The 16,736-nt window shown below is 69.4% G+C and carries 14 protein-coding genes; 9 read left to right on the top strand and 5 right to left on the bottom strand.

What is annotated here, in order from left to right; all coding sequences use genetic code 11:
- The first annotated feature begins 265 nt into the window (after positions 1-265).
- The 3 genes from C3B61_RS00870 (at position 266) to C3B61_RS00880 (ending at position 5,432) form a co-directional block, all read left to right on the top strand.
- Positions 266-2,116: an ABC transporter ATP-binding protein gene (locus C3B61_RS00870; RefSeq protein ID WP_103459191.1), complete on the top strand. Its 1,851-nt coding sequence runs from the start codon at positions 266-268 to the stop codon at positions 2,114-2,116.
- On the top strand, positions 2,113-3,918 hold the full coding sequence (locus C3B61_RS00875) for an ABC transporter ATP-binding protein (RefSeq protein ID WP_103459192.1): 1,806 nt from the start codon (positions 2,113-2,115) through the stop codon (positions 3,916-3,918). The genes C3B61_RS00870 and C3B61_RS00875 overlap by 4 nt, the downstream gene beginning before the upstream one ends.
- 272 nt (positions 3,919-4,190) lie before the next feature.
- Positions 4,191-5,432: an NAD(P)/FAD-dependent oxidoreductase gene (locus tag C3B61_RS00880; RefSeq protein WP_208858748.1), complete on the top strand. Its 1,242-nt coding sequence runs from the start codon at positions 4,191-4,193 to the stop codon at positions 5,430-5,432.
- Here the strand turns inward: C3B61_RS00880 and C3B61_RS00885 are convergent.
- The gene (locus tag C3B61_RS00885) at positions 5,407-5,727 is read right to left on the bottom strand and encodes an MGMT family protein (RefSeq protein WP_103459193.1); all 321 of its coding nucleotides are present in this window, start codon (positions 5,725-5,727) and stop codon (positions 5,407-5,409) included. The genes C3B61_RS00880 and C3B61_RS00885 overlap by 26 nt on opposite strands.
- A gap of 3 nt (positions 5,728-5,730) precedes the next feature.
- The gene (locus tag C3B61_RS00890) at positions 5,731-6,183 is read right to left on the bottom strand and encodes a GNAT family N-acetyltransferase (RefSeq protein WP_088457109.1); all 453 of its coding nucleotides are present in this window, start codon (positions 6,181-6,183) and stop codon (positions 5,731-5,733) included.
- A 164-nt stretch (positions 6,184-6,347) separates the two neighbouring features.
- On the opposite strand from C3B61_RS00890, the gene C3B61_RS00895 reads away from it, so the two are divergent.
- From C3B61_RS00895 to C3B61_RS00915, 5 genes are all read left to right on the top strand, one after another.
- Positions 6,348-7,562 (top strand): NADP-dependent isocitrate dehydrogenase, encoded by a 1,215-nt coding sequence (locus C3B61_RS00895; RefSeq protein WP_103432194.1) that lies wholly within the window; start codon positions 6,348-6,350, stop codon positions 7,560-7,562.
- Positions 7,563-7,759: 197 nt separating this feature from the next.
- Positions 7,760-9,655: a heavy metal translocating P-type ATPase gene (locus C3B61_RS00900; protein ID WP_103459194.1), complete on the top strand. Its 1,896-nt coding sequence runs from the start codon at positions 7,760-7,762 to the stop codon at positions 9,653-9,655.
- Positions 9,656-9,699: 44 nt separating this feature from the next.
- The gene (locus C3B61_RS00905) at positions 9,700-10,959 is read left to right on the top strand and encodes an MFS transporter (RefSeq protein ID WP_103459195.1); all 1,260 of its coding nucleotides are present in this window, start codon (positions 9,700-9,702) and stop codon (positions 10,957-10,959) included.
- Positions 10,960-11,028: 69 nt separating this feature from the next.
- Entirely contained in the window at positions 11,029-11,904 is an 876-nt protein-coding gene (locus C3B61_RS00910; protein WP_103459196.1) for a helix-turn-helix domain-containing protein, read from the top strand.
- Positions 11,905-11,959: 55 nt separating this feature from the next.
- Positions 11,960-12,352 carry a DUF1761 domain-containing protein gene (locus tag C3B61_RS00915; RefSeq protein ID WP_088457104.1) on the top strand — a complete coding sequence of 131 codons (393 nt, stop codon included), beginning with the start codon at positions 11,960-11,962 and terminating at the stop codon, positions 12,350-12,352.
- 3 nt (positions 12,353-12,355) lie between these two features.
- Here the strand turns inward: C3B61_RS00915 and C3B61_RS00920 are convergent, their stop codons facing one another.
- The gene (locus tag C3B61_RS00920; RefSeq protein ID WP_103432199.1) at positions 12,356-12,715 is read right to left on the bottom strand and encodes a YrdB family protein; all 360 of its coding nucleotides are present in this window, start codon (positions 12,713-12,715) and stop codon (positions 12,356-12,358) included.
- Positions 12,716-12,736: 21 nt separating this feature from the next.
- Positions 12,737-13,609: a formyltetrahydrofolate deformylase gene (gene purU, locus C3B61_RS00925; RefSeq protein WP_103459197.1), complete on the bottom strand. Its 873-nt coding sequence runs from the start codon at positions 13,607-13,609 to the stop codon at positions 12,737-12,739.
- Positions 13,610-13,844: 235 nt separating this feature from the next.
- Here purU and C3B61_RS00930 point away from each other — a divergent pair, with 235 nt between their 5' ends.
- Positions 13,845-15,116: an MFS transporter gene (locus C3B61_RS00930; RefSeq protein WP_103459198.1), complete on the top strand. Its 1,272-nt coding sequence runs from the start codon at positions 13,845-13,847 to the stop codon at positions 15,114-15,116.
- Positions 15,117-15,208: 92 nt separating this feature from the next.
- Here C3B61_RS00930 and C3B61_RS00935 read toward each other — a convergent pair whose 3' ends face one another.
- Positions 15,209-16,645, bottom strand: coding sequence for an amino acid permease (locus tag C3B61_RS00935; protein WP_240632507.1), 1,437 nt, complete (start codon positions 16,643-16,645; stop codon positions 15,209-15,211).
- Positions 16,646-16,736 lie beyond the last annotated feature (91 nt).

Genomic DNA, 16,736 nt, shown 5'->3' on the forward strand with positions numbered 1-16,736 from the left:
GCCTCGGTCTAAGGTCCCGGCCAGAGAACTCCACCCGCCCGCGTCTGCGCGGGCCGCACATTTCAGCGGGCGTCACCGCCCGCTTCCTCTTCCGGACGTGGTCATTCCGCGCCGGCACCGGGCACCACCGCACGCCGCCAGGAGCACCGTCGGTACCGCCGCCAGCACCAACGGCTTCGTCGCGGCTCCCGCACCCACCCAGCCCCGCATCATCCAGCCCACCGGCGCTTCAGCGCCGGAGCCGGCCCAGCCAGGAACCTCTCTCATGACCACCACCGCTCCACAGCATCCGCCGCACACTGCGCCCACGCCCGCTGCGCGCTCCAACACCTTCCGCACCCTGCTGCGGCTCTATCCCTATGCCAAGCCCGCGCTGCCACGGCTGGGCCTGGGCATGCTCGCGGCACTGCTGGCCTCGCTGGTGGCCCTGGCCATCCCGCAGGTGCTGCAGCAACTCGTCGACGGCGCCCTCAGCCAGGGAGACACTGCACCGATCTGGCCCGCCGTACTCATCGTGCTCGGCCTCGGCGTGCTCGAGGCCGGCATGATCGCGCTGCGCCGCTGGTTCGTGCTCGTTCCCGGTACCCACATCGAATCCCGGATGCGCAACGCCCTGTATGCCCGGCTGCAGGACCTGCCCGTGACCTTCCACGACCGCTGGCCGAGCGGGCAGCTGCTCTCGCGCGCCGTCAGTGACCTCAACATGATCCGCCGTTGGATCTCGTTCGGTCTGGTGCTGCTCGTGGTGAACTTCCTCACCATCATCGCCGGCGTGGTGATCCTCCTGTCGATGAACTGGATCCTCGGCGTGATCTTCCTGGTCTGCTCGATCCCGATCTGGATCTACGGCTACGTCTTCGAGGAGAAGTACTCCGTGATCGCGAGGCGCAGCCAGGACCAGTCCGGCGACCTGGCGACCGCCGTCGAGGAGTCGGTGCACGGCATCCGAGTGCTCAAGGCGTTCGGCCGTGGCAGCTTCGCGCTCAAGAGCTTCGCCAGCCAGGCGGAGGAGCTGCGCGGCACCGAGATCGAGAAGGCCCGCGCCATCGCCGGGATCTGGCTCTGGCTGCTGCTGGTGCCCGACGTCGCGTTCGCGCTCTGTCTGGTCTCCGGCGTCTGGCTGACCAGCCAGGGCCAGCTCAGCGTCGGCGAGCTGGTGGCGTTCTTCGCCACCGCCACCGTGCTGCGCTTCCCGGTGGAGTCGATCGGCTTCCTGCTGTCGATGACCTTTGACACCCGCACCGCCACCGACAGGTTCTTCGACATCCTGGACACGCCAAACACCATCACCGACCCGCCCCGCCCGGTCACGATCACCAGCCCGCGCGGCCGGCTCGCGTTCGAGAACGTGCACTTCCGCTACGCGGACTCACCCGAACGGTTTCCCGACCTGCTCGACGGGGTGAACCTGGTGCTCGAACCCGGCGAGACCATGGCGCTGGTCGGTCTCACCGGCTCCGGCAAGTCCACCCTGACGGCGCTCACCACCCGGCTGTACGACGTGACGGATGGCTCGGTGACCCTCGACGGGGTCGATGTGCGGGCCCTCCGCCGCGACGAGCTGCGCCGGCACATCGCCATGGCGTTCGAGGACGCAACCCTGTTCTCGGCATCCGTGCGTGACAACGTGCTGCTGGGCCGCCCGGAGTTCGCCGAGCGCAGCCCGGAGGCCGACGCGGCCCTGGCCGAGGCGCTGCAGATCGCGCAGGCGGCGTTTGTGCACGACCTGCCCAACGGTGTCGACACCCTCGTCGGCGAGGAGGGCATGAGCCTTTCCGGCGGGCAGCGACAGCGCGTGGCACTTGCCCGCGCCGTGGCCGCGGCACCCGCCGTCCTGGTGCTCGACGACCCGCTCTCCGCGCTGGACGTGAACACCGAGTCGCTGGTCGAGGCCGCCCTGCGCCGGGTGCTCGCGTCCACGACCGCGCTGATCGTGGCGCATCGCCCGTCCACGGTGATGCTCGCCGACCGGGTGGCGCTGCTCGAGGCGGGCAAGATCACCGCCGTCGGCACGCACTCCGAGCTGCTGGCCTCGAGCCCGCACTACAAGTTCGTCATCTCCAGCCTGGAGGACGAAGAACGACGAGAGTCCGAGCGAGCGGGAGAAGCACTGTGAGTGTCATCGGTGTCGAAGGCGAAGAACGCCTCGACTACACCAAGGCCGAAAGCGCGCAGATCCGGCGCCGGTCGTTGCGCCTGCTCGGCTCGCTGTTGTTCCCGGTGCGCTGGTCGGTGGTCATGGCGATGCTCGTCGTCGTCGTGTCCACCGCCGCGCAGGTCGCCGGCCCGGCCCTGATCGCGTTCGGCATCGACAAGGGCCTGCCCGCCCTGCTCGAACAGGACTGGGTGCCGCTGGCGGCGACCGGGGCGATCTACCTGATCACCGGCATCACCGGGGCGCTACTGATCGCCTGGTACACCGTGCTCTCCGCCCGGATCAGCCAGGCCGTGCTCATCGACCTGCGGAAGCGCGTGTTCCTGCAGACCCAACGGCTGAGCCTTGAATTCCACGAGTCGTACACCTCCGGACGCATCATTTCCCGGCAGACCAGCGACCTGGATGCGATCAGGGAGCTGCTGGACTCCGGCATCAACCAGCTCGTGCAGGGCCTGCTCTACATGGCCTTCACCGGCATCGCCCTCTTCGCCCTCGACGGGGTCAGCGGGCTGGTGCTGCTCGTTGCACTCGTGCCACTGCTCGCGCTGACCCGCTGGTTCCAGGTGCGCTCGCAGCACCTGTTCCGCCAGTCCCGCACCGCGTCCGCGAGCCTGATCGTGCAGTTCGTCGAGACCATGACCGGCATCCGCGCGGTCAAGGCGTTCCGCACCGAGAAGCGCAACGAGGGTGTCTTCGGCAAGCTCGTCGAGTCGTACCGGCTGGTCAACGCCCGGGTTATCCAACTGTTCGGCGTGTTCGATCCCGGGCTGATCCTGATCGGCAACGTCACCGTCGCCGCGGTGCTGCTGGTCGGCGGCTTCCGCGTGGCCGACGGGCAGCTGGCCATCGGTGCGCTGCTCGCCGCGCTGCTGTACACCCGCCGGTTCTTCGACCCGATGGAGGAGATGGCGATGTTCTACAACTCCTACCAGTCGGCCGCAGCCGCGCTGGAGAAGATCTCCGGGGTGCTCGAGGAGCAGCCCGGTGTGCCCGACCCCGTCACGCCGGTGGACCTGTGGACCTCGAAGGGTGCCGTGCACTTCGACAACGTACAGTTCGAGTACCAGGCCGACCGGGTCATCCTGCCGCACTTCAGCCTCACCCTGGAACCCGGGCAGACCATCGCCCTGGTCGGCTCGACGGGCGCCGGCAAATCGACCCTGGCGAAGCTGATCTCCAGGTTCTATGACCCGTCGCACGGCCGGGTGCTGCTGGACGGCGTCGACCTGCGCGACCTGCACCCCAAGGACCTGCGCCGGGCCATCGTGATGGTGACTCAGGAGGCGTACCTGTTCAGTGGCAGCGTCGCCGACAACATCGCGATCGGCAAACCGGATGCGACGCGGTCGGAGATCGAGGCGGCCGCGCGGGCCGTCGGCGCGCACGACTTCATCGTGGGCCTGCCCGGCGGGTACGACACCGACGTTAACAAGCGCGGCGGCAGGGTCTCCGCCGGCCAGCGCCAGCTGATCTCGTTCGCGCGGGCCTTCCTGGCCGACCCGGCGGTGCTGATTCTCGACGAGGCCACCAGCTCGCTGGACATCCCCAGCGAACGGCTGGTGCAGGAGGCTTTGCAGACGCTGCTCAGCGACCGCACCGCGGTGATCATCGCGCACCGCCTGTCGACCGTGGCGATCGCCGACCGGGTGCTGGTGATGGAGAACGGCGTCATCGTCGAGGACGGCACCCCCGACATGCTCATCTCGGGAACCGGCCGGTTCTCCCGGCTGCACGCCGCCTGGTGCGAGTCCCTCGTCTGACCACTCGCGAACTGTCAGCCAAGCACCCGAAACTTGAGGCTTTCGGTGCTTGGGTCGCGGTTCGCGGGTGGTTTGAGTCGGGGGTGTTTCGGGGATGTTGAGGGTCGGGAACCACTTGCCGGGAACCGGCCCGACGCGCTTGACACTCCCTGGGCTGGCAGCGAATCTGGTGCCAGAGAACACAACCGCCGTGAACGAGCAGCCTCGTTCCCGAGCCGGCGCCGCGCGGTCATCCGTTGGTGTCGGCCTGACTGATCGGGGGATCACCCAGCATGGACTCAGTCACCATCGTGGGTGCGGGAGTGGTGGGCCACGCCAGTGCCGTCGCCCTCCGCGCCCACGGCTACACCGGCCGCATCACCGTGCTCGGCAGCGAACGCCACCGGCCCTACGACCGGCCGCCGCTCGGCCGCGGCTTCCTCACCGGGCAGACCACGATCGATGAACTGGCGCTCGAGGCCCCTCACGACGACCTCGACGCCGACTGGCGCCTGGGGGTCGCGGCCGTCGCGCTCGACGCGGCCACGCACCGGGTGACGCTGGCCAACGGCCGCACCGTCGACTCCGACGCCGTGGTGATCGCCACCGGCTCCGCCGCCCGCCGCATGTCGACCATGCCCCGCGGGGTGCACACGCTGCGCACCGTGGAGGACGCCCTGGCGCTCCGCGAAGAACTGCTGCCCGGCGCCCACCTGGTCGTGGTCGGCTCCGGGGTCGTCGGCCTCGAAGTGGCGTCGACCGCCCGTGACCTGGGTCTGCGGGTGACGGTGCTCGGCAGTAGCACGGATGCGCTCCACACGGCCTTCGGCGCCACCGTCGCCGGCGCCGTGTTCGGGCTGCACGAGCGCCGGGGCATCACCGTGCGCACCGACCTGCGGGTGACCGAGCTGATCGGCCCCGGCTGGGTGTCCGGGGTGCGGCTGAGCAGCGGGGAAGAGATCGGAGCCGACCTGGTGCTGCTGGACATCGGCGCGGTGCCGCTGGTCGGCTGGCTCGGCGGCTCCGCACTCGACCCGGGTGGCCGGGACCTGCACGGCGGGGTGGTCGCCGACTCGGCTGGCGCCACCGGCGTGCCCGGGATCGTCGCGGTCGGCGATTGTGCGGCCTGGCTTGACCCGGCAACCGGGGCGCACCGCCGCATCGCGCACTTCAGCGACACCCGCAACCGACCGTCGATCGCCATGGCCGCGCTGCTCGGGGTCGACCCGGGCGCGGCGGCGGCGCCCGCCACGCTGACCTCGGAGCAGGCCGGCGCCCTGGTGCAGTTCGCCGGCCGGTTACACGGTGGCGAGTCGATGACGATCGAGGCGGGCGGGGTCGACACCGGCGACCTGCTGGCCGTCTACCGCCGTGGCGAGACGCCGGTGGCGGTGCTGGGCATCGACCAGCCCGGGCGGGTCGAGGAGTGGCGGACCCGGTTGCTCGAGCTCAGCCTGAGCCCCACCGACACCGACGCCCACGTTGACACTGCCGGGCCGGCCGGCCCTGTCAGGGACGCCAGCGCGCTCGGCTGAGGTCCACCCTGTAGCCGGACTCCGGCCCGGGACCGGGCAGCAACGGTGTCTGCTCGGCCCGGTAGTGCACCAGCGCCCGGCTCTCGTGGCCGATCGGCGGATGCCCACCGGCGCGGATCACCCGCCACCACGGCGCATCCGACCCGAATTGCGCCATCGTCTGGCCGACCACCCGGGCGGCGCGGGAGCCGAGGGCGGCGGCGACGTCGCCATAGGTCATCACCCGGCCGGGTGGGATCGCATCGACGATGTCGAGCACGGCCTCCACGAACGGGCTGGCCGGGTTGAGGCGCACCGGCTAGAGGGTGAGCGCGCCGATGACCTCACCGAACTCGGTTTCGCCGATGTCGACGAAGCCGATGCGGTGGAAGAAGGCCTCAGGGCCGTCCTCGCCGGGCTCCCAGATCACCGTGATGCGGTCGAAACCGCGGTGACGGGCCTCTTCGGCGAGGGCATCGGCGGCGAACTTGCCCACACCCATGCCCTGGGCCTCGGCGTCGACGTTGATCCGCCAGATGCAGGCGCGGAATTCCTCCTGGGCGGATTCGGGGTCGAAATTACCGTGGATGAACCCGGCGACCTCGCCGTCGAGCAATACGACACGCTGCCAGGCGGTGGCCGGGTTGATCACGGATGCGGCGACCGAATACGAGACCGGCGCGATGAATTGCTCCTGACCAGGCTTGAGGCTCAGGTTATTGGCCGCGACGATGTTGCGCGCGGACAGTTCTTCAAGTCGGAGTTCAGGCATACACCCAAGGCTATCGCCCGGCCACGGCGGCAGGTAGTCGGGTTTGTGGGGGACTCGGCGACCGTCACCGAGACGCCGGCCAACTGTCTCGATGTCGAGACAGTTACCGCCCTCGGCTAGGATTGTTGACGGCCACCACGCCCCGACTCACTGAGGAGAATCCATTGTCGAAGATCAAGGTTGCAGGTACTGTCGTCGAGCTTGACGGGGACGAGATGACCCGCATCATCTGGCAGGCCATCAAGGACTCCCTGATTCACCCGTACCTCGACATCGACCTCGAGTACTACGACCTCTCGATCCAGAAGCGTGACGAGACCGACGACCAGATCACCGTCGACGCGGCTCACGCCATCCAGAAGCACGGCGTCGGCGTCAAGTGCGCCACCATCACCCCGGACGAGGCCCGGGTCGAAGAATTCGGCCTGAAGAAGATGTGGGCGTCGCCCAACGGCACCATCCGCAACATCCTCGGCGGCACCATCTTCCGTGAGCCGATCATCATCTCCAACATCCCGCGCCTGGTGCCGGGCTGGAACAAGCCGATCATCATCGGCCGCCACGCGTTCGGCGACCAGTACCGCGCCACCAACTTCCGTTTCGAGGGCGAAGGCACCCTCACCATGACCTTCACCCCGAAGGACGGCGGCGACCCGCAGCAGTTCGAGGTCTTCCAGGCGCCGGGCAGCGGTGTGGCCATGGGCATGTACAACCTCGACAAGTCGATCATCGACTTCGCCCGCGCCTCGCTCAACTACGGCCTGGAGCGCAACTACCCGGTCTACCTGTCGACCAAGAACACCATCCTCAAGGCGTACGACGGCCGGTTCAAGGACATCTTCCAGGAGATCTTCGACACCGAGTTCAAGGACCGCTTCGAGGCCGCCGGCCTCACCTATGAGCACCGCCTGATCGACGACATGGTCGCATCGGCGATGAAGTGGGAGGGCGGTTACGTCTGGGCCTGCAAGAACTACGACGGCGACGTGCAGTCCGACACCGTCGCGCAGGGCTTCGGCTCGCTCGGCCTGATGACCAGTGTGCTCTCCACCCCCGACGGCAGCGTCGTCGAGGCCGAGGCCGCGCACGGCACCGTGACCCGGCACTACCGCCAGCACCAGCAGGGCAAGCCCACCTCGACCAACCCGATCGCGTCGATCTACGCCTGGACCCGCGGCCTGTCGCACCGCGCCAAGCTCGACGGCAACCCGGCGCTCGCCGAGTTCGCGCACACCCTCGAGGACGTGGTCGTGAAGACCGTCGAGAGCGGCAAGATGACCAAGGACCTTGCGCTGTTGGTCGGCCCGGACCAGGGCTACCTCACCACCGAGGAGTTCCTGGCCGCGATCGCCGAGAACCTGCAGACACGCCTGGCCTAGCCCGCCCGCCCGCACCCGAAAAGGCCCCGTCGATCCGGCGGGGCCTTTTCTGCGCCCAACTGTGGCCGAAACGGACAAATGTGCCCGGTGCGCCGGGCGCAATTGTCCGCACCGGGAACAGTTCGCCCGACGGGTACGGCGACAAGCGGAGGCTCTCTTTGCTGGTGCCTACGGGCATCCGAGGTGACAATGGAGCCATGTCCACGCTCACGGGAGCATTCCGCCGGTATCCGGTTGTGGCGGCAACCATCCTCATCGGCCTGCTCGGACTGCTGCTGTGGGCCGCCGGGCTGACGGTCGCCGTGCAGTGGCTGTTCTCCGCCCTCGGCCTGGTCGTGGTCGGCATCCAGGGCGTCGGCATGATCAAACGGATGCGCCAGGGCTCGTTTGGCGTGGACCTGCTGGCGATCATGGCCATCATCGCGACCATCCTGGTGGGCGAGTACGTGGCCACCCTGCTGATCGTGCTGATGCTCTCCGGCGGCGCCGCGCTCGAGGACTACGCCGCGGGGCGGGCCCAGCGGGAGCTGAACGCCCTGCTCGACCGGGTGCCGCAGATCGCGCACCTGCTGCGGGGCGGTTCCTCCGACGTTGACGACGTGCCCGCCACCCTGGTGCAGATCGGCGACCTGCTGCTGGTGCGGCCCGCCGAGATCGTACCCGTGGACGCCGACCTGGTCTCCGCCTCGGCCGCGTTCGACGAGTCCTCGCTGACCGGCGAGAGCCTGCCCGTTGAGCGGCACGCGGGCGACCCTGTGCTCAGCGGTTCCATCAACGGGCAGGCCGCAGCGACAGTGCGCGCCACCGCCCTGGCCGCCGACAGCCAGTACCAGCAGATCGTGGCGCTGGTGGCGGAGGCCGCCGCGAGCAAGGCCCCGGTCGTGCGCCTCGCCGACAGGTACGCGGTGCCGTTCACCGCGGGGGCGCTGCTGATCGCCGGCCTGGCCTGGTTCGTCTCCGGTGACCCGGTGCGTTTCGCCGAGGTGCTCGTGGTCGCCACCCCGTGCCCGCTGCTGCTCGCCGCCCCGGTGGCGTTCATGGGCGGGATGAGCCGGGCGGCCCGCAACGGCATCATCGTCAAGGGCGGGGGAGTGCTCGAGAAACTCGCCCGCGCCAAGACCGTGGTGTTCGACAAAACCGGCACCCTCACCTACGGCACGCCGGCCATCGCCCGGGTCTGCCCGGAGGACCCGTTCAGCGAGGACGAGCTGCTCAGCCTGGCCGCGTCGGCCGAGCAGTACTCGTCGCACGTGCTCGCCGCATCCGTCATCACCGCCGCCGAAACGCGCGGCCTCGTGATGCAGCGCACCGAGTCGGCCGTGGAGGTGCCCGCGCACGGCGTCACGGCCCGGTTCGGCGACCAGGAGGTGGTCGTAGGAAAGCTGTCGTTTGTGGCCGAGCACGCCCCGGATGCCTACCCGGCCGACCTGTCCGGCGGCGAACTGGCCATCTACCTGGCCGTGGACGGCCGGTACGCGGGCTGCATCGTCGCCAGCGACCAGGTGCGCGACAACGCCCGCGCCACCATCGCGGCGCTCGAACGGCTGGGCGTGCGCGAATCGGTGATGCTCACCGGCGACACCCGGCCGACCGCGAACCACATTGCCCGGCTGGTGGGCATCACCAGGGTACGGGCGGACTGCCTGCCGGCCGACAAGGTCGACGCCGTGCGGGCCATCCGGGAGCGGCCGGTGATCATGGTCGGCGACGGCGTCAACGACGCGCCCGTGCTCGCCGTGGCCGACGTGGGCATCGCGATGGGCGCCAAAGGGTCCACCGCGGCCAGCGAATCGGCGGATGCCGTGATCCTGCTCGACGACCTGTCCCGCGCCGCCCGGGCCGTCGCGATCGGCCGGGACACCGTGCGGATCGCCCTGCAGTGCATCTGGCTCGGCATCGCACTCAGCATCGGCCTGATGATCGCCGCCGCGTTCGGGCTGATCCCCGCCACCGTGGGCGCGTTGCTGCAGGAGCTGGTGGACCTGGCCACCATCCTCAACGCGCTGCGGGCCATCGGCGGGCGCCGCGACGTGCGCGCCCGCGGGGTGGCCGCCCGAATTCCCGCGGCCACACAGCCGGTGCCCACCCGCTGACCCTGGCGATCTTCCAGGGGCCCGCGAGCGCCTAATCTGGAGGGATGCGACGCATCCGTTTGCCGTTCGGGCCCACCACCAGCCGAACGGCTAACGAACCCCGCCTCGGCCGGGATGTCTACGTGCTCGGTGTGATCGCGTTCTTCGTCATGGTGGGCTTCGGCGTCGTGGTGCCGGTACTGCCGGTGTACGTGAAGAGCTTCGGCGTGGGCAACCTCGAGATCGGCGCGGTGGTGTCGGCGTTCGCCCTGATGCGCTTCGTCGCCAGCCCGGTCTGCGGCAAGCTCATCGACTGGGCCGGCGAACGCACCATCCTCGCCGTGGGCATCGGCATCGTGGCGATCTCCAGCGGCCTGGTCGGCATCGCCGGCAGCTACCCGCAACTGCTGCTGCTGCGGGGCGTGGGCGGCATCGGCTCGGCGATGTTCACCGTCGCGGCGATGACCCTGCTGCTGCGCACCACCGCGCCGGGCATCCGCGGCCGCGCCGTGGGTTTCTACCAGGGCGGCTTCCTCATCGGCGGAATGGCCGGGCCGGCGCTCGGCGGCCTGCTCGCCACCATCTCGCTGACCGCGCCGTTCTTCTTCTACGCCGGCACCCTCGCCGTGGCCGGGGTGATCGGGCTGGTTCTGTTGCAGCCGGCCACGCGCGCCGGCGCCGGCTTGACGGGCGCTCCGACACCGATGATGCCGCTCCGCAGCGTGCTCCGCGACCCCCGGTTCCGCGCCGCCTGCCTGGCCAACTTCTCCCAGGGCTGGTCGTCGTTCGGGGTGCGCGGCGCCCTGGTGCCGGTGCTCGTCGTCGAGGTACTCAAAGGACCGAGCGCCTGGACCGGAATCGCGTTCGCCGTCGCCGCGGTCGCGCAGACCCTTGCTCTGGCGCCCGCGTCCAGGTTCGTCGACACCGTCGGACGGAAACCTGCCATCATCGGCGCTTTCCTGGTGGCGGCCGTGACGATCACGGCGATCCCATTCGCCCCGAACATTTGGCTGCTCACCGCGCTGCTCTGTGTCTACGGCGTCGCCGCGGCATTCATGGGCACCGCGCCGGCGGCATCCGTCGGCGACGCGGCCGGCACCGCGGGCGGCCGCCCGGTGGCGATCTTCTCGATGTTCTCCGACTTCGGCGCCATCGTCGGCCCCCTCGTGGCGGGCCTGCTCGCCGACACCGTCTCGTACCCGGCCGCGTTCCTGCTCGGCGGGCTGCTCTTCGTCGCCACCTCCCTCTACGCCCTGCGGATGCCCGCCGGCCTGCCCGCGCACCCCGCCGCCGAGCCGCCGGTCACCGACGCCGTCGACCGCTGAGCCGCACAACTCCTGCAGACCCTGCCCGGTCGAGTAGCCAGCGGCAGCCGTCGGTCCTACGGTGGGGGCATGGCCTACCTCGAGGTGCCCGTGCCGGCCGATCTGGCCCCGGACGTGTTGCGGCTGTGGTACCTCGAGCAGCCCGCGGAGCAACGCTACGAGCGCATCTTCCCGCAGCCCGCCCTGCACCTGATCCTTAACCTGTCCGACCCGTATCGGGTATTCGACCTGGAGACCGGCGCGGCGCGCACGCTCGGGGCGGGCTTCCTGTCCGGGCTGCAGCCACGGTTCCTGATGACCCAGAGCCCGTCGGCGATCCGGCACGTCGCCGCCGAGCTGGCGCCGTTCGCCGCCGCCAGGTTCCTCGACCTGCCCGCCGACGAGCTGACCGGCACCGTGCGGGAGAGCCAGGGGTTGCTCGGTGACACCGACGCGCTGCGGCAGACCGCGCGGCGGGCCCCCGACCCGGCGGCGGCGGTGGCGCTGCTGATCGACCACCTGCGCGCCCGGCGACGGCCAGGCTCGGCGCCGCCGGCGGTGCTGCGGGCCTGGGCCGGCATCCACCAGAACCCGGATGCGCCGGTGCCGGAGATCGCGGCGGCCGCCGGGCTCAGCCACCACCGCCTGATCGACGACTTCAAGTCCTGGTGCGGGGTCACCCCCAAGGCCTACGCGGACATCGTCCGGTTCCGCCAGTTCATCCAGGCACTCCCGTTGCAGGGGCCGATGCCCAGCTGGGCCGATCTGGTGGCCACGTCCGGGTACTACGACCAGCCCCATTTCATCAGGGTCTTCCGGGCGTTCACGGGCTTCTCGCCCAGCCGGTACCTCGACATCGTCACCCGCTTCGGTGTCGACTACGCCGCCTTCGTGCCGCTGGATGAGCCGGAGGGTGTGCCGTCGCCGACGGTGCCGGAATTTTCTACAAGACGCACCGCGCCCTGATGGTTAGCGTGACAGTGTCCCGGAGTGGCCGGGACCAGGTATCCCGGGAGTAGACATGGACGTGTCATTCAACTGGCTGGCGGTCGCGCTGGCCGCACTCTCGTCGTTCGTGATCGGCGGGCTCTGGTACTCGGTGGTGTTCGCCCGCCCGTGGCAGCGCGCGGCGGGCGTCACCGACGAACAGCTGAAGCACGGCACCGCGCGGGTCTTCATCGGTTCGGCGATCCTGGCGATCGTCATGGCGATCAGCTTGGCCGCGTTCATCGGCTCGAACGGGCCGGGCTTCGGCACGTTCGCCGGATTCGCCACCGGCTCGACGTTCGTGGCCGCAGCCTTCGGCGTGAACTATCTGTTCGAACGGAGAAGCCTCGTGCTGTTCGCGATCAACGGGTCGTACAACGTGGTGTCCTTCACCGTGATGGGCGCCATCATCGGTCTGCTGCAGTAATGCTCAGGCGCCGAGCTCCTTGCGGCCGGAGAGCACACCGCTGACGGTGGCCACCACCGCGAAGACGCCGGCAACAATCGGCTGGCCCAGGTCCCACCAGGCCAACGCCGCGGCGCCGAACACGAAGATCTCCACGATCGCCTTGCCGAACGGGTCGAGCCGGAACACGGCCTTGGGCGAGCGGAACAGCGCCCAGACCAGGATCGCGAAGGCCGGCGCGAGGATGCCCACCAGGATGCCCGGCCACGGCAGCGGCCAGGCCAGGAACCCCCAGAGCGCCAGGCTCACGAAGGCGAACAGTTCAAGCACAAAACGCAGGATGTCGTTGGCGCCGATGGTCGGGGTGGGGCGGGTGTCGTTCACCCGCCAATCCTACCGACCGGGCTACTTGAAGATGATGGTGCGTGCTCCGTCGAGCAGCACCCGGTTCTCGGCGAACCACTTCACCGCCTGGGTGAGGGTGCGGCTCTCCTCGTCCTGACCGATCGCGACGAGCTCGGCGGGGGTGCGGGAGTGATCCACGCGCACCACGTTCTGCTCGATGATCGGACCCTCGTCCAGGTCGCTGGTGACGAAGTGCGCCGTGGCGCCGATGAGCTTCACACCGCGGGCGTGGGCCTGCTTGTACGGGTTGGCCCCCTTGAAGCCGGGCAGGAACGAGTGGTGGATGTTGATCGCGCGGCCCTCGAGATACGCGCACAGCTCGGGGGAGAGGATCTGCATATACCGGGCCAGCACCACCAGTTCGATGTCGTTCGCCTCGACGGCGTCGACCACGCGAGCCTCGAACGCGGCCTTGCTGGCCGCATCCGTGATCGGCAGCGATTCGAACGGCACGCCATAGAACCCGACCAGGTCGCGCAGGGTGCCGTGGTTGCTGAGCACCAGCGGCACCTCGACGGCCAGCTGGCCACCGCGCTGGCGGAAGAGCAGGTCGTTGACGCAGTGCCCGGCGGTGGAGGCCAGCACCAGGGTGCGCAGCGGCCGCCCGACAACGTCGATGACGGACGCCATGGCGTACCGCTCGATGATCGGCGCGAGCGCGGCCTGCAGTTCGTCGCGGTTCGCGGGGGACTCCACCTGCAGACGGATGAAGAACCGGCCGGTGTCGGCGCTGGAGAACTGCTGGCTCTCGGTGATGTTGCCACGGGCCTGAACGATCGCGCCGCTGACGGCGTGCACGATACCGGGCTGGTCGGGGCAGACGAGGGTGACGACCAGGTGGTGGTGCACGGGAGCCGGAAGACTGGTGTTCATCGAACCAGATTACCGGGACTGCCGGTGCACACCGGCATCAGCGGCCGGCCGGCCGGTTACGCCGGGCGACCCTGTCGCTTGCGGGCTCACTCGGCTAAGCTAGTCCGTGGTCGGCGGAATCTCACCGGCCCCGGGCGCGCACGTCGGCGCGCACCGCTTGAAGAACCCCGCGCAGCCAGCCGTGACAGCCGCTGGCCTCGGGCAAGCGGCATCCTGTCTGTGAGCCACAGCACCCATGTCATTCACCGCGCCCATCACGCTGCCATCGACCGGCGTTCCCGGTCCGAACGAAAAAGCCCCCACCGGACCGTTCCCCTGGATCGGCCTGATCGCCCTCTCCGCCGCTGTGTTCCTCTCGGTCACCTCGGAGATGCTGCCCACCGGCCTGCTGCCGGAAATGAGCAGCTCGCTGGGCGTGAGCCAGTCCCAGGTCGGGCTGCTCGTGTCCTGGTTCGCCTTCACCGTCGTGATCACCAGCACACCGCTGGCGTTGCTGACCCGCCGGATGCCCAGGCACGGGCTGATCCTGATGGTCCTGGTCGTGTTCGCGCTGAGCAACGTGCTCACCGCGATCGCCCCCGACTACACCTTCGTGGTGATCTCCCGGGTGATCGGCGGGCTGGCGCACGGCCTGTTCTGGGGCGTGGTCGGCGCGTACTCCGCGCACCTCGTGCCCAGGGACCAGATCGCCCGCGCGGTTTCGATCACCATCGCCGGCGGCACACTGGCGTTCGTCTTCGGGGTGCCGCTGGGCACCTTCCTCGGCCACCTGCTCGGCTGGCGGCTCTCGTTCGTGGTGCTCGCCGGGCTGATGCTCGTGGGCGCCGTGGTGATCTGGAGGTTCCTGCCCAAGGTCGACCACTACAACGCCAAGCCGGCACAGCCCGTGACGACGGCCACCGGCACGGTCACGCTGCCCGCGAAGCTGCCGCGGGATGCCACGATCGGCGCCGTCGCGCTGGTCTGCGTGATCACGGCGCTGACCATGATCGGGCACTACACCTTCTACACCTACATCGCCCCGTTCCTCAGCGACACCCTCGGCGTGGGCAGCGACGCCGTGGCACCCCTGCTCTTCGCCTACGGCATCGCCGGGGCGATCGGCCTGTTCATCAGCGGGGTGGTGTTCAGCAAGCGCCCGCAGCTGGGCCTGGTGCTCGGCCTGGCGGTCACCGCCGTCAGCGTGAGCGTGCTGGCACTGTCCACCGAGGTGCTGCCCGTGGCGATCATCGCGTTCCTGGTCTGGGGCCTGGCGTTCGGCTCATTCCCGCCGCTGCTGCAGACCCGGCTGCTGCACACCGCGTCGGTGCGCATCCGCGACACCGCCAGCGCCGTGTACACCACGGCGTTCAACATCGGCATCGGCCTGGGCGCGTTCGTGGGAGCGTTCCTGCTGGACCGGGTGGGGCTCGGCACGGTGCCGTTCGTGTACGTGGCCATCATCCTGCTGTCCCTGGCCCTGGTGCTGTTCAGCGACATCGTCATCCGCCGACGCCGCGCCGTCTGAGCCCAGCCGCAACTGGTGCCGAAACGGACAAGTGCGCCCGGCGTACCGGGTGCACTTGTCCGCACGGGCAACAGTTGGCGGGGCAGACCGGCCTAGCGTTTGGCGGTGGGCAGCGGCGGCCGAGCTGCCGCGATCTCGAGGATCCGGCCACGGCAGGCGAACCAGCCCAGGATCAGCGCCGGGATGATCAGGCCGAGCGAGCTGATGGTGAGGGTGCCGACCGGCCAGTCGAACGCCATCAGCACGAGCACCGTCGCGAGGAAGGCCAGCGTGAGGTACCCGGTGAACGGGGCTCCGGGCATCCGGAACGCCGGCCGGGTGAGGATGCCCGCCTTCGCCCACGCCTGCAACCGCAGCTGGCAGAGCACGATCATGCCCCAGGCGCTGATGATGCCGATCGCGGCCATGTTCAGCACGATCTCGAACGCCTCGTCGGGAACAAGCGCGTTCAGGGCCACGCCGAGCAGGGTGACGACACCGGTGAGCAGGATGCCGCCGAACGGCACCCCATTGCGGCTCACCTTGTCGGCGAACCGGGGGGCCGACCCGGCCAGGGACATCGACCGGAGGATGCGTCCGGTGGAATACAGGCCGGCATTCAGCGAGGACAGCGCTGCGGTGAGGACAACGAGGTTCATGATCACGTCGACGCCCTCGACACCGATCGAACCGAAGAACGTTACGAAGGGGCTCACGCCGGCCTCGTATGCCGTGTACGGCAACAACAGCGAGAGCAACAGGACCGACCCGACGTAGAAGACCGCGATGCGCACGATCACCGTGTTGATGGCCTTGGGCATCACCTTCTCCGGGTTCTCGGTCTCGCCGGCGGCCGTGCCGATCAGTTCGATCGAGGCGTAGGCGAAGACCACGCCCTGCACCACGAGCACCGACGCGAGCAGGCCGTTGGGCAGCCAGCCGCCGTTGTCGGCGATCAGGGAGAAGCCCACCGTCGCGCCCTCCACCGGGGTGCCGAAGATGACCATCCAGGTGCCCACGATCAGGAACACCACGATGGCGACGACCTTGATCAGGGCGAACCAGAACTCCAGCTCACCGAACACCTTCACCGAGAGCAGGTTGAGGCCCAGCACCACGGCGAGGGCCAGCAGCGCGAACAGCCACTGCGGCACGTCGCCGAACGGGGCCCAGTACTTGCCGAAGAAGTTCATGTACAGCGCCACCGCGGTCACGTCCACAATCGCGGTCATCACCCAGTTCAGCCAGTACAGCCAGCCGGTCACGAACGCGGTCTTCTCCCCGAAGAACTCCCGCGCATACGACACGAAGGAGCCGGAGGTCGGCCGGTGCAGCACCAGCTCGCCGAGCGCCCGCAGGATCAGGAACGCAAAAAAGCCGCAGATCGCGTACACGAACACCAGGGCGGGACCGGCGATGGCCAGCCGGCCGCCCGCGCCGAGGAACAGGCCGGTGCCGATGGCGCCACCGATCGCGATCATCTGCACGTGCCTGGCCTTGAGGCCCTTGTGCAGGCCCTGGTCCTCGTGCACGCTCAGGGCGTCATCGATGTGCTCGAGCGGGGTTTCCTCGTGGCCGGAGCGGTGCGGGGTGGCGCTGGTGCGTGCGGGCGAGTTCTCGGGGCGGTCTGGCCCTGTGGTG

The organism is Cryobacterium zongtaii (assembly GCF_002909375.1).
GTDB lineage: Bacteria > Actinomycetota > Actinomycetes > Actinomycetales > Microbacteriaceae > Cryobacterium > Cryobacterium zongtaii.

Excerpts from the sequence above, each read along its gene's own strand:
- C3B61_RS00910 (WP_103459196.1), top strand. The coding sequence starts at position 11,029 with ATGGCCTACCTCGAGGTGCCCGTGCCGGCCGATCTGGCCCCGGACGTG.
- C3B61_RS00880 (WP_208858748.1), top strand. The coding sequence starts at position 4,191 with ATGGACTCAGTCACCATCGTGGGTGCGGGAGTGGTGGGCCACGCCAGT.
- purU (WP_103459197.1), bottom strand. The coding sequence starts at position 13,609 with ATGAACACCAGTCTTCCGGCTCCCGTGCACCACCACCTGGTCGTCACC.
- C3B61_RS00915 (WP_088457104.1), top strand. The coding sequence starts at position 11,960 with ATGGACGTGTCATTCAACTGGCTGGCGGTCGCGCTGGCCGCACTCTCG.
- C3B61_RS00905 (WP_103459195.1), top strand. The coding sequence starts at position 9,700 with ATGCGACGCATCCGTTTGCCGTTCGGGCCCACCACCAGCCGAACGGCT.
- C3B61_RS00890 (WP_088457109.1), bottom strand. The coding sequence starts at position 6,183 with ATGCCTGAACTCCGACTTGAAGAACTGTCCGCGCGCAACATCGTCGCG.
- C3B61_RS00900 (WP_103459194.1), top strand. The coding sequence starts at position 7,760 with ATGTCCACGCTCACGGGAGCATTCCGCCGGTATCCGGTTGTGGCGGCA.
- C3B61_RS00930 (WP_103459198.1), top strand. The coding sequence starts at position 13,845 with ATGTCATTCACCGCGCCCATCACGCTGCCATCGACCGGCGTTCCCGGT.
- C3B61_RS00870 (WP_103459191.1), top strand. The coding sequence starts at position 266 with ATGACCACCACCGCTCCACAGCATCCGCCGCACACTGCGCCCACGCCC.